Origin of the sequence: Sphingomicrobium sediminis (assembly GCF_023805295.1) — a bacterium.
GTDB classification, from domain to species: domain Bacteria; phylum Pseudomonadota; class Alphaproteobacteria; order Sphingomonadales; family Sphingomonadaceae; genus Sphingomicrobium; species Sphingomicrobium sediminis.
Window position 1 is genome coordinate 1,556,164 of the sequence record NZ_JAMSHT010000001.1, and the last position, 23,036, is coordinate 1,579,199.

The 23,036-nt window shown below is 64.5% G+C and carries 17 protein-coding genes and 1 tRNA gene; 9 read left to right on the forward strand and 9 right to left on the reverse strand.

The annotated features are described in order from the left end of the window. Window positions 1–2: 2 nt before the first annotated feature. Both NDO55_RS08120 and NDO55_RS08125 read right to left on the reverse strand, forming a co-directional pair. Window positions 3–797, reverse strand: a complete 795-nt coding sequence (locus tag NDO55_RS08120; RefSeq protein WP_252114155.1) for an ABC transporter ATP-binding protein — start codon at window positions 795–797, stop codon at window positions 3–5. Further along, a complete protein-coding gene (locus NDO55_RS08125; protein WP_252114157.1) occupies window positions 797–1,900 on the reverse strand; it encodes an MlaE family lipid ABC transporter permease subunit in 1,104 nt (367 codons plus the stop codon). The genes NDO55_RS08120 and NDO55_RS08125 overlap by 1 nt, the downstream gene beginning before the upstream one ends. A 99-nt stretch (window positions 1,901–1,999) precedes the next feature. Between NDO55_RS08125 and NDO55_RS08130 the strand changes: the two genes are divergently transcribed. Further along, the gene (locus NDO55_RS08130; RefSeq protein ID WP_252114159.1) at window positions 2,000–3,193 is read left to right on the forward strand and encodes a CDP-alcohol phosphatidyltransferase family protein; all 1,194 of its coding nucleotides are present in this window, start codon (window positions 2,000–2,002) and stop codon (window positions 3,191–3,193) included. Then, entirely contained in the window at window positions 3,190–3,855 is a 666-nt protein-coding gene (locus NDO55_RS08135; RefSeq protein WP_252114161.1) for an HAD family hydrolase, read from the forward strand. The genes NDO55_RS08130 and NDO55_RS08135 overlap by 4 nt, the downstream gene beginning before the upstream one ends. Here the strand turns inward: NDO55_RS08135 and NDO55_RS08140 are convergent. Genes NDO55_RS08140 through lgt form a run of 4 tightly spaced genes read right to left on the reverse strand, consistent with a single transcriptional unit; the run spans window position 3,852 to window position 7,848 of the window. Further along, a complete protein-coding gene (locus tag NDO55_RS08140) occupies window positions 3,852–5,126 on the reverse strand; it encodes a cystathionine gamma-synthase family protein (protein ID WP_341869974.1) in 1,275 nt (424 codons plus the stop codon). The genes NDO55_RS08135 and NDO55_RS08140 overlap by 4 nt on opposite strands. Before the next feature lie 33 nt (window positions 5,127–5,159). After that, a complete protein-coding gene (gene pgeF / locus NDO55_RS08145) occupies window positions 5,160–5,930 on the reverse strand; it encodes a peptidoglycan editing factor PgeF (RefSeq protein WP_252115570.1) in 771 nt (256 codons plus the stop codon). 2 nt (window positions 5,931–5,932) lie between these two features. Then, window positions 5,933–6,913, reverse strand: coding sequence for a class I SAM-dependent methyltransferase (locus tag NDO55_RS08150; RefSeq protein ID WP_252114163.1), 981 nt, complete (start codon window positions 6,911–6,913; stop codon window positions 5,933–5,935). Further along, the gene (gene lgt, locus NDO55_RS08155; protein WP_252114165.1) at window positions 6,910–7,848 is read right to left on the reverse strand and encodes a prolipoprotein diacylglyceryl transferase; all 939 of its coding nucleotides are present in this window, start codon (window positions 7,846–7,848) and stop codon (window positions 6,910–6,912) included. Before lgt ends, NDO55_RS08150 begins: the two co-directional genes overlap by 4 nt. A 67-nt stretch (window positions 7,849–7,915) precedes the next feature. On the opposite strand from lgt, the gene NDO55_RS08160 reads away from it, so the two are divergent. From NDO55_RS08160 to NDO55_RS08180, 5 genes are read left to right on the forward strand one after another with little or no spacing between them, the layout of a single operon-like run. After that, window positions 7,916–9,574 carry a class I adenylate-forming enzyme family protein gene (locus tag NDO55_RS08160; protein WP_252114167.1) on the forward strand — a complete coding sequence of 553 codons (1,659 nt, stop codon included), beginning with the start codon at window positions 7,916–7,918 and terminating at the stop codon, window positions 9,572–9,574. Window positions 9,575–9,601: 27 nt separating this feature from the next. Further along, window positions 9,602–11,719 (forward strand): molybdopterin cofactor-binding domain-containing protein, encoded by a 2,118-nt coding sequence (locus tag NDO55_RS08165; RefSeq protein WP_252114169.1) that lies wholly within the window; start codon window positions 9,602–9,604, stop codon window positions 11,717–11,719. Between the two features lie 4 nt (window positions 11,720–11,723). After that, window positions 11,724–12,725, forward strand: coding sequence for a ferrochelatase (gene hemH, locus NDO55_RS08170; RefSeq protein WP_252114171.1), 1,002 nt, complete (start codon window positions 11,724–11,726; stop codon window positions 12,723–12,725). Window positions 12,726–12,743: 18 nt separating this feature from the next. Then, the gene (gene phbB / locus NDO55_RS08175) at window positions 12,744–13,469 is read left to right on the forward strand and encodes an acetoacetyl-CoA reductase (protein WP_252114173.1); all 726 of its coding nucleotides are present in this window, start codon (window positions 12,744–12,746) and stop codon (window positions 13,467–13,469) included. Beyond that, window positions 13,469–13,723 (forward strand): ribbon-helix-helix domain-containing protein, encoded by a 255-nt coding sequence (locus tag NDO55_RS08180; protein WP_252114175.1) that lies wholly within the window; start codon window positions 13,469–13,471, stop codon window positions 13,721–13,723. The genes phbB and NDO55_RS08180 overlap by 1 nt, the downstream gene beginning before the upstream one ends. Here the strand turns inward: NDO55_RS08180 and NDO55_RS08185 are convergent. The 3 genes from NDO55_RS08185 to NDO55_RS08195 all read right to left on the reverse strand — a co-directional run bounded on the left by NDO55_RS08185 (window position 13,720) and on the right by NDO55_RS08195 (window position 21,861). Beyond that, window positions 13,720–14,571, reverse strand: coding sequence for an ATP-grasp domain-containing protein (locus NDO55_RS08185; RefSeq protein WP_252114177.1), 852 nt, complete (start codon window positions 14,569–14,571; stop codon window positions 13,720–13,722). The two genes, NDO55_RS08180 and NDO55_RS08185, sit on opposite strands and share 4 nt — an antisense overlap. Before the next feature lie 7 nt (window positions 14,572–14,578). Next, complete coding sequence (locus NDO55_RS08190) at window positions 14,579–19,213, reverse strand: NAD-glutamate dehydrogenase (protein ID WP_252114179.1); 4,635 nt, start codon at window positions 19,211–19,213, stop codon at window positions 14,579–14,581. A gap of 92 nt (window positions 19,214–19,305) precedes the next feature. Continuing rightward, window positions 19,306–21,861, reverse strand: coding sequence for a hypothetical protein (locus NDO55_RS08195; RefSeq protein WP_252114181.1), 2,556 nt, complete (start codon window positions 21,859–21,861; stop codon window positions 19,306–19,308). 188 nt (window positions 21,862–22,049) lie between these two features. On the opposite strand from NDO55_RS08195, the gene NDO55_RS08200 reads away from it, so the two are divergent. Beyond that, window positions 22,050–22,125: transfer RNA gene (locus NDO55_RS08200), tRNA-Thr, on the forward strand. A gap of 70 nt (window positions 22,126–22,195) precedes the next feature. Continuing rightward, window positions 22,196–22,972 carry a hypothetical protein gene (locus NDO55_RS08205; RefSeq protein WP_252114183.1) on the forward strand — a complete coding sequence of 259 codons (777 nt, stop codon included), beginning with the start codon at window positions 22,196–22,198 and terminating at the stop codon, window positions 22,970–22,972. The last annotated feature ends 64 nt before the right edge of the window (window positions 22,973–23,036 follow it).

The window sequence follows — 23,036 nt, forward strand, 5'->3', positions numbered from 1 at the left end:
CGTCAGTCCCCCTTCTTCGCCGTGCTGGCCAGCGCGGCGCGGCCCCGTGGTCCCGAGAAATACTCTTCGATCCAGGGATGGTCCAGCGCAGTCAGCTCCGGGATCGTGCCGACCGCAATGATCTTTTTGTCCGCAATCACAGCAACGCGGTCGCAGATTGCGTGCAGCGTGTCGAGGTCATGCGTGATGAGAAAGACGGTGAGATCGAGCTTGCGCGCCAGCGATTTGATGAGATCGTCGAAGGCAGCGGCCCCGATCGGATCAAGCCCGGCCGTGGGCTCGTCGAGGAACAACAGCTCGGGATCGAGCGCCAGTGCGCGGGCCAGCGCCGCGCGCTTGCGCATGCCGCCCGACAATTCGCTCGGATATTTGGGCCCCGCATTGGGATCGAGCCCGCTCATCGCGATCTTGTAGGACGCGATCTCGTCGATCAGCGGCGGCTGGATGAACGGGAAATATTCGCGGATCGGCACCTGCACATTCTCAGCGACGGTCAGCGTCGAGAAGAGCGCGCCATTCTGGAACAGGATGCCCCAGCGCCGGCGGATATTCTTGGCCTCGTCATCGTCGCGGCCGATCATGTCCTCGCCCAGCACCTCGACATGCCCGGCACTGGGCGTCTGCAGCCCAATGATCGAGCGCATCAGCACCGACTTGCCCGAGCCCGAGCCGCCGACAACGCCGAGAATCTCGCCGCGATGCACTTCAAGGTCGAGGCCGTCATGGACGACCTGCTCGCCGAACACGTTGCGCAGGCCCTCGACCTTGATCACGATGTCGCGTTCGCCGTGCTGCATCAGATCCACCCGATCCGGCTGAAGAAGACGGCAAAAACGGCGTCGAGGACGATGACGAGGAAGATGGACTGGACGACGGCATTGGTGGTGCGCAGGCCGACTTCTTCGGAATTGCCCTTCACCTGCATGCCCTGGAAGCAGCCTGCGAGCGCGATCAGGAAACCGAAAACCGGCGCCTTGATGAGGCCGACCCAGATATCTGTCAGCGGCACGACTTCCTGGAGCCGCGCGACATAGGTGACAGGCGGCATGTCGAGCTCCATCCACACGAACAGCCCGCCGCCGATCAGCGTCAGGACCATCGAGAAGAAGGCGAGCAGCGGCATCATGATGACCGCCGCCAACATGCGCGGAATGACGAGCGCCTCGACCGGCGAGACGCCGATCGTACGCATGGCGTCGATTTCCTCGGTAATCTTCATCGTGCCGATCTGCGCGGCGAAAGCGCTACCCGAGCGGCCTGCGACCATGATCGCGGTCATCAACGTGCCGAGTTCGCGGATAGTGAGGCGCCCGATGAGATTCACCGTGTAGACCTCGGCGCCGAATTGCTGGAGCTGGACCGCGCCCTGCTGGCCGATGACGATGCCGATGAGGAAGCTCATGAGGCCGATGATGAAAAGCGCGCGCACGCCGACCATGTCGAAGCGCTGGACGACCGCATTGAAGCGGAAGCGGCGCGGATAGCGGAAGATCATCGCAAAGCCGATCAGCGTTGCGCCGAAAAAGCCGAGAATGCCCTTGCTGGTGCGCCAGAAATCCTCGGCCCACATGCCGACTTCTTCGAACAAGGCGAGCGGGCCGGGCTTCTTTTCAGGGCGAATATCACATTGCTGGTCCGCCTTGGCGACCTGCTCGAGGAGGTCGGCGACATTGGCCGAGGCGTTCACCAATTGCGCGTCGCGATGCTTGGCAGTGCGATAGAGCAGCCAGGCGCCGACCGTATCGACGCCCTCGACGCGCGACAGGTCGATGGCCAGCGGATCCGCCGCCTCCTCGATATCGCGCTCCAGCGTCCCGACGCGCGTGATGGAAATCACCCCCGTCGGCGCCAGCGTCGCCCCGTCCTCGCTGACGGGCATATCATCTTCGCGCGTTGCCATCTGGCGGGAAGGATTGGGGCAAATCAGGGCGCGGGGCAAGGCCGCACCGCGCTGCAAAAGCATTTCGCGCCGCCCGCTTTTCCCGCTAAGGCGATGGCGATGAGTGCCAGCGATCCCGATATCGACACGCGCCCGATGCTGTTCCTGCCGGTCGGAGAGACCGATGCGCGGCCCTATGGGCTCGCGCCAAAGGTGCGTGCATACCGGGTCGCCGCGATGCTCGGCCTCGACCCCGGCACCGAAGACATGCTCGGCGAAGATGGCACCCGCCCGATCGTCATCCAGTCGATCGATCATGCGCTCGATCCCACTTGGATAAAGCTGATGATGAAGTGGCCCGGCCACGCACTGTGCCATGAGGGTCGCGTCGTTCTCGTCCATGCCAGCCGTCCCTCGGAACGTATCGAAGCTTTACGCCTGATCGAAGGCGGTGAAGCGGCAGCGGACGAAGCGGGCCTCTTGACGATGCTGGAGGCAAGCGAGATCGACCCCCACGCCCTCGACCAACGACGCCAGCCCTTCGTGGCACGGCTCGACGACGAACCGGTCGAGGCGGTCGAGCGGAAACTCTACGATGCCGCGACACCGCGGGTCAGCGATGCGATTAGCCTCTACGTCCTACGATTGCCCGGCTTTCCGCTGACCCAGATGGCCGCGCGCCTCGGGCTCACCGCAAACCGCGTGACCGCCTTGGCAGGCGTCTTCAGCCTGCTCGCCTTTTTCGGATTCTGGACCGGGGCCTTTGCTGCCGGACTGGGCGCGGCGATCATGTTCGTTCTGCTCGACACGGTGGACGGCAAGCTTGCCAAGGTCACCGGCACGTCGAGCCTGTGGGGTCGGCGTCTCGATGCCTGGCTCGACCTTATTCACCCGCCCTTCTGGTACGTTGCCTGGATGCACGGGCTGGAGCTCGGCACGCCCGCCTTCGAGCCCGTCTATGCGGTGTTGCTCACCGCGCTGATGATCGGTGCCTATGTCACCATGCGCTGGATCGAATGGTGGTTCGAGAAGCGCCACGGCCTCGCCCCGTCGCTTTGGCGCAAGCGCGACAGCTGGTTCCGTCTCATTGCGGCGCGGCGCAATATCAACCTTGCTTTGCTCGGCGCCTCGCTGCTGATCGCGCGGCCCGACCTCGGTATTCAATGGGTTGCCGCCTGGCTGGTCGTGACCGTCATCATGCTGGGCCTCGCACTCGCTGAAGCCGAGGGGGCGCGCCTGCGCGGCGAAAAACTCGTCAGCTGGCTCGAACCCGAACAGACCGACGAACAGGAAGAAGAAGCGACCGACGCATGACCGACCTCGCCATTTACGACATGGACAAGACGGTCACGCGGCGGCCGACCTACACGCCCTTCCTGATGCACGTCGCGCTGCGCACGGCGCCATGGCGGCTGCTCCTGCTGCCGTTCGTGGCGGTCTCGTTGCTGCTCTATGGCGCCAAGGCCATTGACCGCGCGCGGCTCAAGGAGATCAACCATCGGCTGCTGATCGGCGGCAAGGTCGATCCCGCTCGCCTCGCGCCGCATGTCGAAAGCTTTTCGCGCATCACGCTGCAGCGCAACCTGCGCCCTGGTGCGCGTGCCGCCATCCGGCGCGACAAGGAGGAAGGACGCATGCTCGTCCTCGCCACCGCCAGCTATCGCTTCTACGCCGAAGCGATCGGCAAAGCGTTGGGCTTCGATCATGTCATCGGCACCGAAGCGGTCGAGGATGAACGCCAGCGCCTGTGCGCCCGGATCGATGGCGAAAATTGCTATGCGGCGGCCAAGAAGCGCATGGTCGACGCCTGGCTCGCGAGCGCGGCGATCGAGCCGGGCACGATCGCCTTCTACAGCGACCATCATAGCGACCAGCCCATGTTCGACATGGCGGACGAGCCGGTCGCGGTGAATCCGGACGAGACGCTCCGCCAGCGCGCCCGCAAGCGCGGCTGGCGGATCGAGGACTGGGGCTAGACCGCGTCCAGCGCGTTGGCGAAGTCGGCGATCAGGTCGTCGGCCGCTTCAATCCCGATCGAGATACGCACCAGATTGTCGGTGATCTTGAGCTGCTGACGGCGCTCTTCCGGCACCGACAGGTGCGTCATGGCGGCGGGCGCGCTGGCAAGCGTTTCGGTGCCGCCGAGGCTGACCGCGAGCTTGGCGATCTTCAAGGCATCGAGGAAGGCGAATGCCTCCTTTTCGCCGCCCTTGAGGTAGAGCGAGAAGGTCGAGCCTGCGCCCAGTTCGTGACGGTCGTAAATGTCGCGCTGGCGACTGCCTTCGGGAAGGAAGCCCAGATAGCCGACACTTTCGACCTTGGGATGGTCCCGGAGGAATTCGCAAACCGCCTTGGCGTTCTCGCCGGCACGGGTCATGCGCAGTTCGAGCGTCTCGAGGCTGCGCATCAGCATCCAGGCGGTGTTGGCATCGCAAATGCCGCCCAGCGTGTTCCGCATCGGGCGGATCTGGTCGATCAGCGCCTGCTTGCCGGTAATGCCGCCCGCGACGAGGTCCGAATGGCCGCCGACATATTTGGTAAGGCTGTAGATCGAGAGGTCCGCGCCATGCGCCTGCGGCTTCGACCAGAGCGGGCCGAGGAACGTGTTGTCGATGGCGATCGGGGGGACGTCGCCGCCATCGAATGCGGCATCGGCAGCAGCGCGCACGGCCTGCACGTCGACCAGGGCGTTGGTCGGGTTGCCCGGGCTCTCGAGGTAGATCATCGCGACCTTGCCGCCCTTGTCCGCGGCCATCTGCTTGGCCTTGGCGATGGTGGCGTCGATGACGTCGCGCTCGGCGCTGGCCGGGAAGTCGATATGCTGCACGCCGAACTGCGGCAGGATCTTCATGATCACGCTCTCGGTCGCGGCATAAAGCGGGCCCGACATCACGATCACGTCATTGGGGCGCGCGAAGCTCAGCAACAGCAGCGCGATGGCGGTCATCCCGCTCGAGAAAACCAGCGCGTCGTCGGCATCTTCCCACAGCGCCAGGCGATCCTCGAGGATTTCTTGGTTGGGATTGTTGAAACGCGCATAGACGAGCCCGTCCATGCCACCACCCGGACGCTTGCCGGTAATGCCCTCGAAGAAATGCTTGCCGTCCTGCGCCTTGTTGAAGACGTAGGTCGAGGTGTGGAAGATCGGGGCCTTGAGGCTCTGTTCGGACAGCTTCGGGTCGAAACCATAGCCCATCATGAGCGTCGAGGGGTCGATCTGGTGGTTACCGATCTTGCGATCTTTCACGTGGCGTTCTCCTGAAGAAAATTCGGGCGCTGATTAGCGCGTGGCGGGCGCAATGCCAATGAGGCTGATCTGGCGCCCGTAATTGGCCGCGCCCTCATGGGTCGCGCGGCGGAAACTGAAATAGCGGTCGGGCTGGGCATAGGTATCCTCGCCGGCCATCCAGACCGAGCGAACGCCCGCGCCGGCGAGCCGCGCCGCGACATAGCTTTCAAGGTCGAAATGCGGCTTGCCCGTCGAGCCCTCGCGAAAGAAACGCATGTTTTCCGGGTCTTCCTGCTCGAACGGCGTCACGAAATCCTCGCCTACTTCATAGCTTTTCTGGGCGATGCAGGGGCCGATGGCGGCATCGATGCGACGGGGCTCCGCGCCCAGCATGATCATCGCGCCAATGGCCTTGTCGGTGACCCCGCCTATCGCCCCGCGCCAGCCGGCATGCGCGGCAGCGACAACGCCGGCTTCCCGGTCGGCAAGTAGGACCGGCGCGCAATCGGCGGTCACAATGCCGAGCAGGAGGCCGGGCGTCTTGGTTGCGACGGCATCGGCCGTGGGCCGCGCGTCGATCGGCCATGCCTCGGTCGCGATCGCCACATCGGGCGAATGGACCTGGTAGGGCGCGGCGATATCGGCGCCCTCGATCATCGCATCGGCGGCGAGGCGACGGTTGGCGCGTACCGCATCGGGATCATCGTCGGCGCCGAAACCGCAATTGAGACCTTCGACGGGCGGCCTCGACACGCCCCCGGGGCGACCGAAGAAGCCATGCGCGACGCCGTCCAACGCAGGCGCCGTCACGATGTCGAGCATGCTCACGCCCCGAGACCTGCCGGTGCGGGCCAGCCGCGATGGTGGACGGCCATCACCTTGAACAAGGTGCCCATCCCCTCGGGCGAAGACAGGCGGCGACGTGCCGCCGCGATATTGTCGGCTTCGGCGGGATTGGCACCGGCAAGGCTCATCGCCCGCGGCCCCAGCCCCAGCGTCTCCAGCCACGTGCCCTGCGTCATGACCGGTGTCACGCGCGCGCCCGCTTCCGTTGCGGCGGTGCGAAGCGCGGCAAAATCGACATGGGCGGTCAAATCGGACGTTCCGGGATGCGCAAGCGGTTCGACCTTCTCGTGACGCTTCACTGCCTGCAACGTGTCGCCTTGCTCGCCCTCGCCATAACCATAGTCGATCACCAGCAGGACGCCGCCATATTGCGCGAGATGCGCGGCCAGCTTGCCCATCAACTCAACGGACACCTCAGATTCCTCGCGGGTCACCTCGCCGTCGGGCGTGAGCATCAACTCGTCCCCTCCGAGCGCGACCATCCGCTCCTCGTCACCGACCCATTGCGCGACCGGCAAAGCGTCGAAAAATTCGTTGGCGACGATCATCAGCGGTCGCTCGGGCAGATTGTCGATCGTCTCGAGCCACACGGCGGTCGGATGCCGCTTTTCCTGTTCGCGGCGCAGCGCCGGACTGGTCTCGACGAAATTGACGCCGCCCTTGAACCCGACCCCGCGCAGCAGCTTCAGCGCGTCGGTTGCCAGCGTGCCGCGGCCCGGCCCCAATTCGGCATAAGCCGCATCGGCTGGCGCGCCGGCACGCAGGAACAGGTCGGCAAGCGCGGCGCCGACCATCTCGCCGAACATCTGGCTGATTTCGGGCGCGGTCGTGAAGTCACCCGCCCGCCCGAGCGGGTCGCGGCTCGCATAATAAGCCGTATTGCACATCTCCATATAGTCATGGAGACGCAGCGGCCCCTCGGCCTCGATGCGCGCCTTGATCTCTTCGCGCAGGCTCACGCCACGCTCGTGCCGCCGGCGATCGGTTCGACGCGCTGGCGGCGCTTCTTGGCAGTGAGCATGAGATAGAGCCCGCCGAGGATCATCGGAACGCACAGCCACTGACCCATCGACATGCCGGTCGACGCGGCGAACTCGGAGAGATGCGCGTCGGGCTCCCGGACATATTCGATGCCGAAGCGGAAGATGCCATAGCCAAGCCCGAAAGCGCCCATCAGGAAGCCCGGATAATAGCGCACCTTGGTCTTCCAGAAGAGGATGGCGAGGATGATGAAGAGGACGAGCCCTTCGAGCAACGCTTCATAAAGCTGGCTCGGATGGCGCGGCGGGCCAAGCATCGCGACGCCATTGACGTTCTCGACGAAGCGCACGGCCCAAGGCACGGTCGTCACGCCGCCCCATAGCTCACCGTTGACGAAATTGGCCATGCGCCCGAGCCCGAGCCCGATCGGCGCGCAACAGGCGATATAGTCGTTGACCCGGAGCCACTGCAGCCCCTGGCTACGCGCATAGAGGATGATGGCGACCGAAACGCCGATCATGCCGCCATGAAAGCTCATGCCCCCGTCGCGCAAATTGAGGATGCCGAATGGCGCCGGCAGGTCGACCCCGAACATGGTCGTGCCCTGCGTCAGATAGAGTTCGAGATTGTAGAACAAAACATAGCCGAGGCGGCCGCCGAGGATGACACCAAGCGCCGACCAGAAGACGAGATCGTCGACATGGCGCTTGGCCATGGGCGAGCCCGGCTGGCGGCTCATCTTGAGCACATACCAATAGCCGATGAAGATGCCGGCAATGTAAGCAAGGCTGTACCATTTGAGCTCGTAAATGCCGAAATTGATGGCCGTGTCGCTGATCCCGAGATCGGGAAAGGCGACATATTGGTCGGCATTGGGCACGGTTTCGGCGCTGGTCGGCGGGTTTGCGGGCATTCTGGGCTTTCCTAGTCTGTCACTGCCTCATAGGGTGGCGACGCGTAAAGGCAAAGGAGAGAGATGAATGCCCAGTCCGCTTGACCAGAAATATGAAGCCGTATTGGCAGCCCTCAGCGGACCGGGCGGACGGATCGTCATCGACCAGGACGAGCAGGGTCGCAGCTTCGTCGCCAACTTCCCGCAGACGCTGCCGATGTTCTTCGGCATGTTCGCGCAGCTTTACGGCCCCAACGATTTCGTCATCTCGGGCGACGAGCGCCTGACCTATGCCGAGTTCGATGCGCTTTCGACCAAGGCCGCGCAGGGCCTAGTCGCGATGGGTATCGAGAAAGGCGACCGTGTCGGCATCGCGATGCGCAACTGCACCGCCTGGGTCGTTGCCTATGCCGCCATCGCCAAGGCCGGCGGCGTCGCGACGCTCATCAACGGCTGGTGGCGCCATGAGGAATTGGCACATGCGATCGAACTGACCGAGCCCAAGGCCGTCATCTGTGATCATCCACGCGCGCGCCTCATCGAGAAGCTGGGCACCGACACCAAGGTCGTCGATGCAGATATCGACCAGCCGATCACGCAGGCGCTGGCCGACCTGATGGGCGCCGACGAGGGTACTGCGCTTCCCGAAGTGCAGCCCGAGGACGATGCCACCATCCTCTTCACCTCGGGTTCGACCGGCAAGGCCAAGGGCGCGCTGTCGACCCACCGCCAGGTCGTGCAGGGCGCCTATATCTATGTCGTCTCGCTCATGACGCTGCGCGGGATCCTCGAGAGCGAGGGCAATCCGGTGCCCGAGCAGATGCGCGCGCTCGTCAGCGTGCCGCTTTTCCACGTCACCGGCCAGACCCCGGTCATGCTCACCAGCTATGTCATCAACCGCGCGCTGGTCCTCATGCCCAAATGGGATGTCGAGCTCGCCATGCAGCTCATCCAGGACGAAAAGGTCACTGTCTTTACCGGCGTGCCGACCATGGCGCTCGAGCTCATGGCGCATCCCAAGAAGGACGAATACGACCTCTCCAGCCTTGGCGACATCAATTCGGGCGGGGCGCCGCGCCCTGCCGCCCACCTCAAGCGCCAGAAGGACGACCTGCCCGGCACACGATCGATCCAGGGCTATGGCCTGACCGAAACCAATGCGGTGGGCTGCGGCAATATCTGGGACAATTACCTTGCCAAGCCGACCTCGACCGGCGCGCCGCAAAAGCCGTTCGTGAAGGTCGCCATCCTCGATGATGAGGGTAATCACTTGCCCGCCGGCCAGACTGGCGAAGTCGCGATCCAGGCCCCCGCCACGATCAAGGGTTATTTCCGCGACCCCGAAGCGACCGCGGAAGCCTATACCGACGATCATTATTTCCGCACCGGCGATGTCGGCTATCTCGACGAAGAGGATTATCTCTTCATCGTCGACCGCAAGAAATCGATCATCATCCGTGGCGGCGAGAATATCGCCTCGGCCGAAGTCGAGCAGGCGCTCTACGAGCATCCAGCCGTCGTCGAATGCGTCGTCCTGCCGCGCAAGAACGAGCGGTTGGGCGAAGTCCCGATCGCGGTGGTGCTGTGCAAGGGCGAATGCACACCGCATGATCTCGAAGCGCATTGCGCCTCCAAGCTTGCTGCCTTCAAGGTGCCCGAGGAGTTCATCATGGCCGACGCGCCGCTGCCGCGGCTCGGCACCGGCAAGATCGACCGCGTGACGCTCCAGAAGCAATATGGCGAATAAGGGCTAGGACGGGGCTTGGGGGCGGCGATGCAGATCGACCGACGGAGCCTTCTCATTGCGGGCGGGGTCGGCGCCGGGCTGCTGGTCGCCTGGCGGCTTTGGCCCGAAGGCGATGCCCCGCTCCCCGTCCCCGAGGGCAGCGCCGAGATTGGCGGACTGATCAGCCTCGCGCCGTCGGGCGAGATCACCCTCCACATCCCGCAGGTCGAGACCGGCCAGGGCATCTGGACCGCGCTGGCACAGCTTGCCGCCGATGAAATGGGCGCACGCCTCGAAGATGTGGCGGTGCAGCCGCTGCAGGCCGGCGCAGGTTTCGCTAACCCGGTCATTGCCGAAGCATTCGGGCGCAATGTCCGGCTGACGGGCGCGGCGACTTCCGTGCGCGGCTTTGCCGAACCGGTGCGCCAGGCCGCCGCCGGCATTCGCGGCCTGCTGCTCGCAGAAGCCGAAGCGCTAACCGACATCGACGCGACAAGCCTCACCGCCATCAATAGCGAGATCATCGGCGGGCCGCGCCCGCTCGCCTTTGCCGACCTTGCGGAAGGCGCTGCCTCGCGATCGGTCCCGGGCGGCATGACCCTGCGCGAATGGGGATCGGGCGGCATTGCCGGCACCAGCGCACCGCGGATCGACATCGCCGCCAAGGCGCGCGGCCTCTGGCGCTTCGCAAGCGATGTCCGGCTGCCCAACATGATCCATGCCGCCGCGCGGCTGGCGCCGCGCGGCCAGCGCATCACGCGGCTCGACCGCGCCGCCGCAGACCGTCCGGGCCTCATCGACCTCATCGAAACTCCAAACTATGTCGCGGCACTGGGCGAAAGCTGGTGGCAGGCCGAGCAGGCGCTGGTCGCCGCTCGCGTCCGCTTCGACACCGCCCCGCTCGACGATGCCTCGCTCTCTGCGCGGCTCGATGCGGCGATGAATGAGGGCCGCGGCGAGACTCAGTTCGCGCGCGGCGATGCATCGCGTGCGCTGCGCGGCGCCGAAGCGCCCTTGTCCGCGCGCTACCGTTTCGCGCCGCTCGTCCATCACGGATTGGAGCCCATGTCTTGCGCTGCGCGCCAGCGGAGCGATGGCGGGCTCGATATCTGGGCCACCACGCAGGCGCCAGATGCGCTGCGCGAGGCCGTCGCTGCCGCTACCGGCGTTGCCATCGGTGCCGTTTCGGTCATCCCCATGGGGGTTGGCGACGATAGCGGCCGCGCTATCGAGAATGACGCCGCGCCGATCGCTGCGCAGCTAGCCATCCGCACCGAACGCCCGGTCATGCTGACGCTGTCCCAATCACAGACCCGCCTCACCTCGGCAATGCGCTCGCCGGGACTGGTACGGGCCAGCGCAAGGATCAGCCCCGAACGCCGGATCGCCGCCATGCAGCTCCGGCTCGTCGCCAATGGCGGGATGGGCGCAAGCCTCGACCGGCTCGCTGGCGGCGATGGCCGCGGCATTGCGCCGGTCGTCGGTCGTACCGGCACGCCCTATGCGATCCCGGACCTCGCCATCGAAAGCGTCGATGCCGGATTGCCGCTACGCACCGGCCATCACCGCTCCAGCCTCGATGCGATGCTCAATTTCGCCAGCGAATCCATGGTCGACGAGGTCGCGCGCGCCATTGGTGCAGAACCCGTCTCCTTCCGGATCGGCATGCTGGGCGGCGACGTGCGGCTCGCCCAATTGCTCGGCCGGGTCGCCGATGCGGCGCAGTGGGACGGTGGCGGCCCCGGTAGCGCGATGGGCGTTGCCTGCGCGGCCATCGACGGCAGCCGCATCGCGCTCATCGCCGAAGCCGAGATGGCCGCAGGGTCGCTCCGCGTGGCGCGGCTCGTCGCTGCGGTCGATTGCGGGCGCGTCATCAATCCGGGTCTCGTCGAGCAACAGGTGGCCGGTGGTTTGCTTTCCGCCTTGGCCGACATGCAGGACCCCGCGCCGGTGATCGAGCGTGCCTTGCCACGACTGCGCGGACGGCCTGCGCGCCCTGCCATGGCGAGCATTCCCGAGATGGAAATCATCGTCATGCCGAGCGATGCGCCAATGGGCGGCGTGACCAGCCTTGGTGCGATGGGGTTGGCCCCGGCCCTTGCCAACGCGCTGGCGGCGGACCAAGGACCACGGTTGCGCACCGTGCCCTTTTCACTAGATCGCTAGGCAAATGGAAAAACCCGCTTCACATCCGACCTTCCCGCGCGAGCGGGTCGGGGTCCTGCTGACCAACCTCGGGACGCCCGACGCGCCCGAGACGGGATCGGTGCGCCGCTATCTCAAGCAGTTCCTGTCAGACCGCCGCGTCGTGGAGATCCCGGCCATCGCCTGGCAGCCGATCCTGCGCACGATCATCCTCAATACCCGCCCCAAGAAAAGTGCCGAGGCCTATCGCGAAGTCTGGACCGACGAAGGCTCGCCGCTCGCCGTTATCGCGCGCAAGCAGGCCGAGAAATTGCAGGAACGGCTCGGTGATGATGTCCTCGTCGACTGGGCGATGCGCTATGGCAATCCGTCCATTCCCGACCGCCTCGACCATCTGTGGCAGGCCGGCGCGCGCAAGATCCTCGTCGCTCCGCTATACCCGCAATATTGCGCCGCGACGACGGCGAGCAGCCTCGATGCGCTGAGCGACTGGCTGGACAAGAAGCGCTGGGGCCCGGCGATCCGCACCCTGCCGCCTTATTTCGACGATGCGGCCTATATCGCCGCGCTCGAAAAGGATCTGAAGCGCCAGCTCGATGCGCTCGACTTCACGCCCGAACGCCTGGTCCTGTCCTTCCACGGCATGCCGCAACGCACGCTCGAGCAGGGCGACCCCTATCACTGCCATTGTCAGAAGAGCGCGCGCCTCCTGTCGGAAAAGCTCGACGTCCCGACCGATGTCGCCTTCCAGTCGCGCTTCGGCCCCGCACAATGGCTGACGCCCGCAACCGACGACCTGCTCAAAGCCTATCCGGACGAGGGCGTGAAGAAAGTCGCGATCGCCGCGCCCGGCTTTTCCGCCGACTGTCTCGAGACGATCGAGGAGCTGGGCATTCGCGGCGAAGAGGAATTTCTCGAGGCCGGTGGTGAACAATTCGCCCGCCTCGACTGTCTAAATGACGGGCAAGCAGGTATGGACATGCTCGAAGAACTGGTTCGCAGGGAGCTTGCCGGCTGGTTCATGTAACAAGGGAGAGAGGCTGACATGACGGAACGCGTTGCAGTGGTGACCGGTGGGACACGCGGGATCGGCGAGGCGATTTCGCTGCACCTCAAGAACAAGGGCATGAAGGTCGCCGCGACCTATGCCGGCAATGAACAGAAGGCCGCCGAATTTACCGAGCGGACCGGTATTCCCGCCTACAAGTTTGACGTCTCCGACTTCGATGCCTGCCAGGATGCGGTGACGAAAATCGAGAATGACCTCGGGTCGATCGACGTCCTCGTCAACAATGCCGGCATCACCCGCGATGCCACCATGAAGCGCCAGTCGCACCAGCAGTGGCAGGAAGTCATCGACACCAACCTTGGCGGTTGCTTCAACATGGCCAAGTCGGTGTTCGAAGGCATGGCCGAGCGCGGCTATGGCCGCATCGTCAATATCGGCTCGATCAACGGGCAGGCCGGCCAGTATGGCCAGGTCAACTATGCCGCCGCCAAGTCCGGTATCCACGGCTTCACCAAGGCGCTGGCGCAGGAAGGCGCGCGCAACAACGTGACCGTCAACGCCATCGCGCCGGGCTATATCGACACTGACATGGTCGCTGCCGTGCCCGACAATGTGCTCGAAAAGATCGTCGCACGTATCCCGGTCAATCGCCTCGGCAAGGCCGAAGAAATCGCCCGCGGCGTGGGCTTCCTGGTCGACGAGGATGCTGGTTTCATTACCGGGTCGACGCTGTCGATCAACGGCGGCCAGCACATGTATTGATGGCCTTCGCGCCTGAAGCTGTCGCCAAGCGCTCGGTCACCATTGCCGGGCATGAAACCTCGATCAGCCTCGAGCCGCTTTTCTGGGAGGCGCTCAAGGTGGCGGCCGCGGAGCGCGACCTGCCGGTCAACGCCCTCATCGCCCAAATCGACCTCACGCGCTTCGATGCCACCGGCGCAGCGCGCACCGGGCTCGCCAGCGCGATCCGGCAATGGCTGATGGTGGAAGGGCCCATCGCCCGCGCCCGCGATTAGGAGAGGCGCTTCAGGACCGCATCGCGGAAGGCTGCGCCCTCGTCGGGGGCGAAACGCAGGAACATGTCGGGCTCGATCAGTTCCAATTCCATGATCTGCGGACCGTCCGCCGTCATGACGATATCGACCCGCGCATAAGCGGGCAGCACCGGTGCCTCGGCAATCGCTGCCTCAGCGAGCGTCTTGGCCGCGGCCGGCGGGTCGATCTTTTCCTCGCTGCCGCCAAATTCCGGCTGGACCCGGAAATCGCCTTCCTTGGCGCGCTTCAGCCCGCAATGGCTGTAGACGCCGTCGAAATAGAGCAGGCTCATCTCGCCTTCGGTAAGGATCTCGGTGAGGAAGGGCTGGACGATCAGCCGCTTGCCGTCGAGGTCGGCCGGCAAGTTGTCGCTGAAATGCAAGGCGTAGGTGCCCGCACCCGAGGCCGAGAGACGAGGTTTGACAACGAGCTTGTCGGTCTTGAACCGCTCGCCGGCGCGCGCCAGCAAGTGCTCGTCGCCGCCCTCTCCCTCGATCGTGGGGACGCAGGCGACGCCCTTGTCATTGAGTTCGATCAGGTAAGCCTTGTCGCTGTTCCAGCGCAGGATTGCGGGGTCATTGACGCAGGGCACCTTGCGAAACGCGACGCGGTCGAGGAGGTCGAACCAGCGGCCGCCATCGAGATGATAACCCCACGCAATGAGCGGGAGCACCGCATCGACCTCGCGCAAAAACGCATCGTCCGCCGTATTCCAGCGCCGGTCGACCACCTTGTGTCCTGACCCTTCGAACAGCGCGCGCTGGCGCTCCAGCTCGGCCGCGTAGAATTGCGGGTCCCACTTGGACGGGGTGAGAATGGCGATGCGCATCTGGTCCCTAGCGTGCGAGCAGGATGCGCGCCTGGCTGGCAATCTGGGCCAGCATCGGCGTGGTCACGCCGCCGGCATGGCGGGCACGGTCGACCAGTCGCTTGAACTGCGCGATGCGCGGGCGATTGCGGTCGATCCAGCGGTCGATCGCGGCCTCGACCTCGCCATCCTTGGCGCGTTGGCGCGACAGGAAGTCGATGCGCAATTGCTCGAAATCGCGGGCGAGACCGGCGATGAGCAGGCGTTCCCAATGGTCCTGCGGTACGAAGCCCGCCACCTGCTGCTGCGCCCAGTCTAGACCCAGCGCTTCGCCAAGCTTGGTATAGCCGCCGGTCAGCGTGAGGATGTCGACATCCTTCCGCTGCGCCAGCGCGGCCAAACCGAACACGCCGTCCAGCTCGTAAAGCTTGACCAGCTTTTCGGTGATCGCCGGCTCGGCGCCCATTTCCTCAAGCTTGGCGCGGCGCGCTTCGGCTTCGGCCTTCACCTCGGATTTGATGAGGCGTTTGGTGGCCTTGGCGACCTTTGCGTAACCGGGGCCGAAGAGATCGATCAAAGCCGAGACACGGTTCTCCGAGCCTGCCGAACGCAGGATGTCGGACAAGTGCGTGCGCACGGTACGCGAGGTCATGGCGAACAGTTCGATGCGTGTATTTTCATCGACATCGGCATCTTCGATGCGCTGCCACAAGTCGCGCAGGCCGAGCAGTCGTTCGGCAACCAAGAAGGCCACCAGCACCTGACTAAGCGCCGCGCCTTCCTCTTCGGTCATGTCGAGCGCGACCGACGGACCGAGGCGATTGACGAGGCGGTTGGCAACCTTGGTCGCAATGATTTCTTTTTCGAGGCGGTGCGCCGCCACGGCATCCTTATGCTTGGCGATCAGCGCGTCGGGGAAGGCGTCGAACAGCTCTTCCTCCATCAGCGGATCTTCATGCAGGTCGAGCTTTTCGGCGGCTTCCTGCAGCGCCATCTTCGACATGGACAGGACGACCGCCAGTTCGGGACGGGTCATGCCCTTATTGTCGAGCCCGCGCCGCAGCAGCGCATCCGAGGTCGCAATGCCCTCGACACGGCGGTCGAGCCGACCCGATGCCTCGAGGATCTCGATCGTGCGCACGAAGCCGGGGAGCCCCGACGGCCCACGCGATTCCGCCACCGACAGCGCCAGCGCCTGCAGCCTGTTATCCTCGAGCACGAGGTCGGCCACGGCATCGGTCATTTGTTCAAGAAGCTTGTTGCGCCGCTTTTCCTCAAGCCGGCCCTCGCGCATTTCGCGGTTGAGCGGGATCTTGATGTTGACCTCGTTATCCGAGCAGTCGACGCCCGCGCTATTGTCGATGAAGTCGGTATTGATCCGACCGCCATTCAGCGCGAATTCGATGCGGCCCTGCTGGGTGATCCCCAGATTGGCCCCCTCGCCGATCGCTTTGGCACGAATTTCATTGGCATCGGCGCGGATTGCATCGTTGGTTGGATCGCCGGCATCCGCTTGGCTCTGCGCGCTCGACTTGATGTAGGTGCCGATGCCGCCGAACCATAGAAGGTCGACCGGCGCCTTGAGAATTGCATTGAGGATTTGCGGCGGCGAAAGCGGCCCCTCTTCCTCGATCCCGATGGCCTCGCGCGCCGCCTTGGTGAGCTCGATCTGCTTTTGTGCGCGCGACACGATCATGCCGCCGCGCGACAGCACATCGCGATTATAGTCGTCCCAGCTCGACCGCTTCATCTCGAACAGGCGCTTGCGCTCCTTCCAGCTCGAAATCGGATCGGGATCGGGGTCGATGAAGATGTGGCGATGGTCGAAGGCCGCAACCAGCTTCAGCGCTTGGGAAAGCAGCATGCCATTGCCGAACACGTCGCCAGACATGTCCCCGACACCGGCCACGGTGATGCTTTCTTCCTGAACGTCGACGCCCATTTCGAGGAAGTGGCGCTGGACCGAGACCCAGGCACCCTTGGCGGTGATGCCCATCGCCTTGTGGTCGTAGCCGTTGGACCCGCCGCTGGCGAAGGCATCGCCGAGCCAGAACCCACGCTCGAGCGCGATGGCGTTGGCGACGTCGGAGAAACTTGCGGTGCCCTTGTCGGCGGCGACCACGAAATAGGGATCTTCGCCGTCGCGGATCACGACATTGTCGGGATGCACCACATCGTCATCGACAATATTGTCGGTGACCGACAGGAGCGAACGGATGAAGATGCGATAAGCCTCGGTGCCTTCGGCGAGCCAGGCATCGCGGTCGATATTGGGGTTTGGCAGCTGCTTGGCATAGAAGCCGCCCTTCGCGCCGGTCGGTACGATGACGGCATTCTTGACCAGCTGCGCCTTGACGAGGCCGAGCACCTCGGTGCGGAAATCGTCTCGACGATCGGACCAGCGAAGGCCGCCGCGCGCAACCGGGCCACCACGCAGGTGGATACCCTCGACGCGCGGGCTGTAGACCCAGATTTCGCGATAGGGCACCGGGCGCGGGAGACCCGAAATCTTGCCGGATTCCAGCTTGAAGGCGAGCGCCTCGCCCTGCTTTTGCGCAAAAGCGTTGGTACGCAGCGTCGCATCGACGATGCTGCGGAACAGGCGCAGGATGCGGTCGTCGTCGATCGACTGGACCTGCTGCAGCGCGCCATCGAATTCGCCGAGCGCTTCGGCATATTTGTCCTCGCGCTTGCCCTTGATCGCGGGGTCATGGGCGGTTTCGAAGGCGGCAATCAGGGCTGCGGTCGCTTCGGGCGCGTCCTGCAACGTCTCGACCACGGTCGCGAGGCTGAAGGCGATGCCGATCTGGCGCAGATAGCGGAACCAGGCACGCAGCCAGACGACCGAGCGCGGCTCAAGGCCGGCGAACAGGACGAGGCTGTTGAAACCGTCATTCTCCGCCTCGCCCGCCATGACGTTGGCGATGGCGCGCTCGACCACGTCGCGGCGCTCCATGATCGCATCCACATCGGTGCCCTCGGGCAATTCGAGATGGAAATCGTGGACATAGCCCAGCGCCCCGTCGGCGAGCGCGGTCGGGATTTCCTCTAGCACGTGGAAACCGAAATCCTCGAGCACCGGCACCGCATCTGACAGCGGGATGATGCCCTTGCGGCGATAGGTCTTGAGACGCAGCTGGTGCGGGCCGTCAACCGAGGTGCGATAAAGGCGCGCGTCGCGCTCGTCCTTGTCGTCATCGAGCGCGGCCATACGGACGATATCCATCGCCCCGTCACGCGGCTCGGTGCGGGCGCGGTAGCCTTCGGGCATTGCCGGAAGGTAGGTGAGCGCAAGCCGCGTCGCGCGGCCCGCGCCGACTTCGCCGATCAGCTCGCTTTCGACCGCAGGGGCCCAGCCACGGACCATTTCGACCAAGGCTTTGTCGAGCGCGCCAACGTCGGGCATTTCGGCCTCGGGCGCGGTCGCCATCGTGTAACGCAGCAAGGCTAGTTCGCCGTCGCCCAGTTCGACCGACCAGCTGGAGATGGGCGAGCCCACCTCTTCCTCGAGCATCATCGCGATAGCGAGGCGGCGCGAGGTCGACAGCTCATCGCGCGGCAGCCAGACAAAGGCATAGAGGTGACGCTGCAGCGCGCCGTTGAGCACGAGGAGCGTTGGACGCGGACGGTCGGCAAGGCTCATCGCCGTGAGCGCGGCCTGACGGACTTCCTCTTCCTCGAAGCTGATCACGAGATCGTGCGGCAGGGTCGAGATGGCGTGGGTCAGCGCCTTGCCGCCATGCGAGGCGGGCGAGAAGCCCAGTTCCTTGTCGAGCGCAGCGAGACGCTGGCGCAGGATCGGGACTTCGGTCGCCGGCGCACGCAGCGCTTCGGAGGTCCACAGCCCGCAATGCACCGAAATGCCGGTCTTGCGCGCGACCATGATGACGTCGAGCGGCACGCGGCGGTGGACCGGCGCGACCTGGTCGGCCTTCATGATGAGATAAGTTCGACCGCCAGTCGTCAGGGCTTCGATCGCCGCCTTGATGATCGAGGCGTCCCACAGGTCGATGCCGTCGCGAAGCAAGCCGAGGCCATTCTCGCACTTGCCCTTCTTGTCGACATGGCAATGGCCGAGCAGGGTGAAATTGTCGCGTTGCAGCCATTTGAGGAAGGCTGCTGCCTCGGGACGATCGGCATGCAGCATCTCGGCATCCGAGCCCATTTCGGCAAGCATGTCGCGCCAGTCGGTGACGGCGGCGCGCACGTCTGAAAGGACGTCGCGCAGCATGACCGACAATTCGTGTCGCCCACGCGCGTCGGCGCGGTCGAGCTCGATGTAGATGAAGCTTTCCTGCTTCTCGCCGCCGAGACCGGTGAGGTTGCCCTTGGCATCGCGCTCCACGGACAGGATGGGGTGCAGCAGGCGGTAGACGGCGAGGCCCCGCGCCGCGATGGCCGCGGCGACGGAGTCGACCAAGAAGGGCATGTCATCGTTGACGAGCGCGAGGCGCATGCGCCTGCTGCCGGCGTCGCCGCCCGAACTTTCGAGCGCGAGCTTCAACTCGCCTGACTTGCGACTCTGCGCAGCTTCCGCAACGAATGCCGCCGCTTCTGCCAGATCGGCCTTGTCGAAGCCTTCGAGATCACCCGGTAAAGCGCTGTCTTTCAACGCTTTTTCGAGCTTCTTAACCCAAGTGGGCGCGATGTCCCGCTCTGCCATCCTCAATCCCTGACCTGCGTTTCACAGGGCGCGGGCTATAGACCCGCGCTACATAGGGGGACAACCCGCTTTCGTGGGGCGGATGGTGCGGCCTAGCGCGCGCTCTTGAGAACCGCGCGTTCGACCAGCTTGTCGTCGAGGACGCGCGCGACCGGAACGTGGCGGCCATTCTCGTCGCGGCGGACCACGACCAGCGCAAACTCCTCGTTGGCACCGAGCGAGGCCAGGTCGATGGCATCGCGGCGGCGCAGCGTTGCATGCGCTTTCTCGAGACGGGCACTGGGACGATCGCTGCGCACTTCCTCGCCGCGCTTCAAGGCGCGTTCGGCAGCGACGAGGCCCTTGAGACCGCCATCGGCATCGGCGACGAAGTCTTCGAACTCGCCCTGCTCGACATTGTTGCGATGGCCGTAGCTCAGCGCGGCAGCAAACTCGGTGAGGCGGGTCTTGTCATAATCGGCACCGAAGACGAGCTTGACGATCGGCGTCATCGGCGCACGCGCCTGGACGGTCAGATCGGCAGCTTCGAGCAAGGCGGCATAAGCGGCCTCGTCCTGAGCGGCAACGATGCTGAAATCGAAGGCTTGGCCCAGCGCCTTGTAGAGCGCGGCGCGGCTGCGCCCGTCGGCATCCTTCGATGCGGCAGCAGCATCGCGCGCAGCGGCCAGGAACGTCTCGAGCGCACTGGCTTCGACGGGCTGCTCTTTCTCGGCTTGCTCGTCGGTGTCGGCCGCCGCGACGACGACCTCTTCCTCGACGGGCGTTTCCTCGATCGCCTCTTCCGGCGTTTCGGCCTGCTCTTCGGCAGCAACCTCTTCTTCGACCGGAGCGAACTCGACAACCTCGTCGGTCACCTCTTCATCTTCGGCCACGGGCTCGGGGGCGAACGCGGCTTCCGGCTCGGTCGGTGCGACGACCTCTTCTTCGACGGGAGTCTCGACAGGCGTTTCTTCGACAAAAGGTTCGGGCGTCGGCTCGGGCGTAGCGAAGCTAGCAACCGGGGCGACCGGCGCGACGATGCTGACAGGAATGTCCGGAATGTCGGCAACGTGTTCTTCGACCGGCTCCTCGGGCTGCTCTTCCGCAACCGGCGCGGGCTCGGGCTCATACGCTTCGACGTCTTCGGCCACGACATTGTCGAGATCGAGCGGCTCTTCCGCCTGCGCTTCTTCAACGACAGGCTCGGTCTCTTCGACCACGGGTTCGACCGTTTCGGGCTGCGCTGCAGCAATCTCGGCTTCGGCAGCGGCTTCGAGCTCGCGAATGACGCGATCTTCGGCCTCGGCTTCGGCCTTGGCTTCCTCGACCTCGTCGGGTGCCGCGAACGACACCGTGCCATCGAAGCTCGGGACAGATGAGGCCGGCGCCTCGTCCGCGACGACCGGGGTCTCTTCAACTTGGTCGACAATCTCGTCGACGACCGGTTCGCTGACCTCTTCCGCTACTTCCTCGACGAAGGGCTCCTCGGCGTTGAACTCTTCTTCCGCGACCGGCTCGTCAGCAACGATCTCGTATTCGACGGGCACCTCAGCGACAAACTCATCCTCGGTCGGCGCTGCGACAAATTCTTCCGCCGTGTCCGTCACGTCCTCGGCTTCGTCGTGCGCGTCGCCATTCTCGTCGACTTCGATGCCGGCGAGCGGATTGTGGCCCATCATCTTGCTGAAGGTGCCGGTGAGCTTGGCGAACGGACCGCTCGGCTTGCTCTCGACGACCTCTTCTCCCTCATCCTCGTCGGTGAGGAATTCTGGCAGGTCGACCGAAGCAAGTTCACCATAGGCTGCACTCGATGCGCTGGTCACATCTTCCTGCTCGGGCTCGGCGGCAGCAACCGCTTCGACATCGGGTTCTTCCGGCAGGTCGACCGTCGGCGTTTCATCGACAATCTCGACTTCCTCGTGGACCTCGCCAGTCTCTTCAACCTCTACCGCGTCCTCGACCGGCGCGGTTTCTTCTTCCACCGCCTCGGTCTGTTCCTCTTCATCCTCGGCATAAGGATCGACCGGAACGACGACCTCGGCCTCGCGGGCCATCGGTCCGTCCTCGAAGCTGTCGAGCACCGGCTCGGGCGCTGCGTCGGGGAGCGCTGCGGGGGCGTCGAGATCTTCGTAAGCACTCTCGTCGACCGGCGGGTTTTCGGCGGCCTCTTCGGCAGCCTGCTGTTCGGCGGTTTTCCAGTTGAGCACGCAATAAACAAAATCGATGGCACGGCCGTCCGAGCTGAAGGGCATCAGGATGCCGCGATAGCGGATCGGCTGGTCTGCTTCACTGTCGGGCGATTCGAAACCGACGGGCGCACGCGATTCGATGAGGCGCGGATAATGCTGGGCAAGCACGGCCAGGAGCGAGTCGCCCGGAATGTCGGACAGGCGCTCGACTTCTTCGCCAATCGCGCAATGCTGGCGAATGGCGTTGCCGATATAGGGGATCGAGGGATCATCGGCGCCGAGCGAAAAGTCGATCAGCACGCTGTAGAGCGCGAAGCTCTGCAATTCAGACGGCTTCAGATCTTCGATCGAGGGAAAGTCACGTCCGTCGAGCAGCGAATACCAGTAATTATAGGCGCGCACCTGCATGCGGCGGTCGGTAACCGCGTCTCCCGCAGGCTTGCTGGTGGTCGTGTCGAACTGGCTCTGATCGGCATGCATTTTGTCGTTTCCCCGCCCTGATGGCAATTCGCAGGAAACGCTATGCGCGCAGCCGATAAGAAAGCGTTAAAAAGCCGGCAACCTTCTTCGGCGCTCCCAAGGCGCGCTTAAGTCTTGATAGCGGGCACGTAGGTTGGTAGAGGCGCGCATCCACCAGTCGGCGGAAGTTGATTCCGCCGGACCCAAGGGCCGCTTTAGCTCAGCTGGTAGAGCACATCATTCGTAATGATGGGGTCACAGGTTCGAGTCCTGTAAGCGGCACCATTTTCCACCGAATCTCGACGAAAGCTGCTGCTTTTCCTAGGTTGTGCCCGCAACAGCAGGGAGACGGCCGATGATGCGTGCGTATCGTAACCATTCGATGGCATTGGGATGGACCTCGGTCCTCCTGGCGTCAGCTTCGCTGGCAGGATGCGCCAGTGCAAATGCCGTCAAGGCCGACGTGCCGCCCGAAATCGACCTTACAGGTGTCGACTGCAAGGCCGATCATGACGGCAGCTTCTATGTCTGGCAGCGACCGCAAAATGCCCAGCCAGGCGACACCATTCCGATTACCGCAACGGCCTTCATTCCCTATGCCCCGCGCCAACTGGATCCCCGTTGCGTCGCGTCGGTAACGACGAACGCGCCCGACATCGTATCGGTCGTGCGCGACGATGAGGGCGTGCAGCGCCTGACCCTTGCTGAGAACGCACCGGTGGACTTTGTCATCGACGTTACCGCAACGCTCCACCATGGAACGACTGCGGCGGGCCAGATCTATGTCTACGACCGGTCAATGAAACCGCTGGTCGGCACGTGGAAACAGGAAGGCGGGAACTGCAATCCCGATGACCGCATCTTGGAAGCGAAGTTCGAGCCTGACGGCCGCATCGAGATCACCTGGAGGCCCTTCGAGACCTATGTCGACTATTGGGGCACGTACGAGCTCAATGCCGATGCCGGCACGATCTCGATCGAGGCGACAGGGGGCAACTATATCCCCGATGATATTGTCGCCGGCAAGATCACGATCGACGGCGACAGTTTCATCCTCGACGGCGCAAGCTTCGGAACATCCGAGCGCGGCGGCGGCGTCTGTTCGGCGGCATTCACCCGCATCAGCGACTAGCCTGCTTCCCTGCAGATAGGAAAAGGGCCCCGGCATTGCTGCCGGAGCCCTCGTCCCCCGCCCC

What these genes read in the sequence shown, in the direction of transcription:
- NDO55_RS08120 (WP_252114155.1), bottom strand. Translation starts at nt 797, where the DNA reads ATGCAGCACGGCGAACGCGACATCGTGATCAAGGTCGAGGGCCTGCGC.
- NDO55_RS08125 (WP_252114157.1), bottom strand. Translation starts at nt 1,900, where the DNA reads ATGGCAACGCGCGAAGATGATATGCCCGTCAGCGAGGACGGGGCGACG.
- NDO55_RS08130 (WP_252114159.1), top strand. Translation starts at nt 2,000, where the DNA reads ATGAGTGCCAGCGATCCCGATATCGACACGCGCCCGATGCTGTTCCTG.
- NDO55_RS08135 (WP_252114161.1), top strand. Translation starts at nt 3,190, where the DNA reads ATGACCGACCTCGCCATTTACGACATGGACAAGACGGTCACGCGGCGG.
- pgeF (WP_252115570.1), bottom strand. Translation starts at nt 5,930, where the DNA reads ATGCTCGACATCGTGACGGCGCCTGCGTTGGACGGCGTCGCGCATGGC.
- lgt (WP_252114165.1), bottom strand. Translation starts at nt 7,848, where the DNA reads ATGCCCGCAAACCCGCCGACCAGCGCCGAAACCGTGCCCAATGCCGAC.
- NDO55_RS08160 (WP_252114167.1), top strand. Translation starts at nt 7,916, where the DNA reads ATGCCCAGTCCGCTTGACCAGAAATATGAAGCCGTATTGGCAGCCCTC.
- NDO55_RS08165 (WP_252114169.1), top strand. Translation starts at nt 9,602, where the DNA reads ATGCAGATCGACCGACGGAGCCTTCTCATTGCGGGCGGGGTCGGCGCC.
- hemH (WP_252114171.1), top strand. Translation starts at nt 11,724, where the DNA reads ATGGAAAAACCCGCTTCACATCCGACCTTCCCGCGCGAGCGGGTCGGG.
- phbB (WP_252114173.1), top strand. Translation starts at nt 12,744, where the DNA reads ATGACGGAACGCGTTGCAGTGGTGACCGGTGGGACACGCGGGATCGGC.
- NDO55_RS08180 (WP_252114175.1), top strand. Translation starts at nt 13,469, where the DNA reads ATGGCCTTCGCGCCTGAAGCTGTCGCCAAGCGCTCGGTCACCATTGCC.
- NDO55_RS08185 (WP_252114177.1), bottom strand. Translation starts at nt 14,571, where the DNA reads ATGCGCATCGCCATTCTCACCCCGTCCAAGTGGGACCCGCAATTCTAC.
- NDO55_RS08190 (WP_252114179.1), bottom strand. Translation starts at nt 19,213, where the DNA reads ATGGCAGAGCGGGACATCGCGCCCACTTGGGTTAAGAAGCTCGAAAAA.
- NDO55_RS08195 (WP_252114181.1), bottom strand. Translation starts at nt 21,861, where the DNA reads ATGCATGCCGATCAGAGCCAGTTCGACACGACCACCAGCAAGCCTGCG.
- NDO55_RS08205 (WP_252114183.1), top strand. Translation starts at nt 22,196, where the DNA reads ATGATGCGTGCGTATCGTAACCATTCGATGGCATTGGGATGGACCTCG.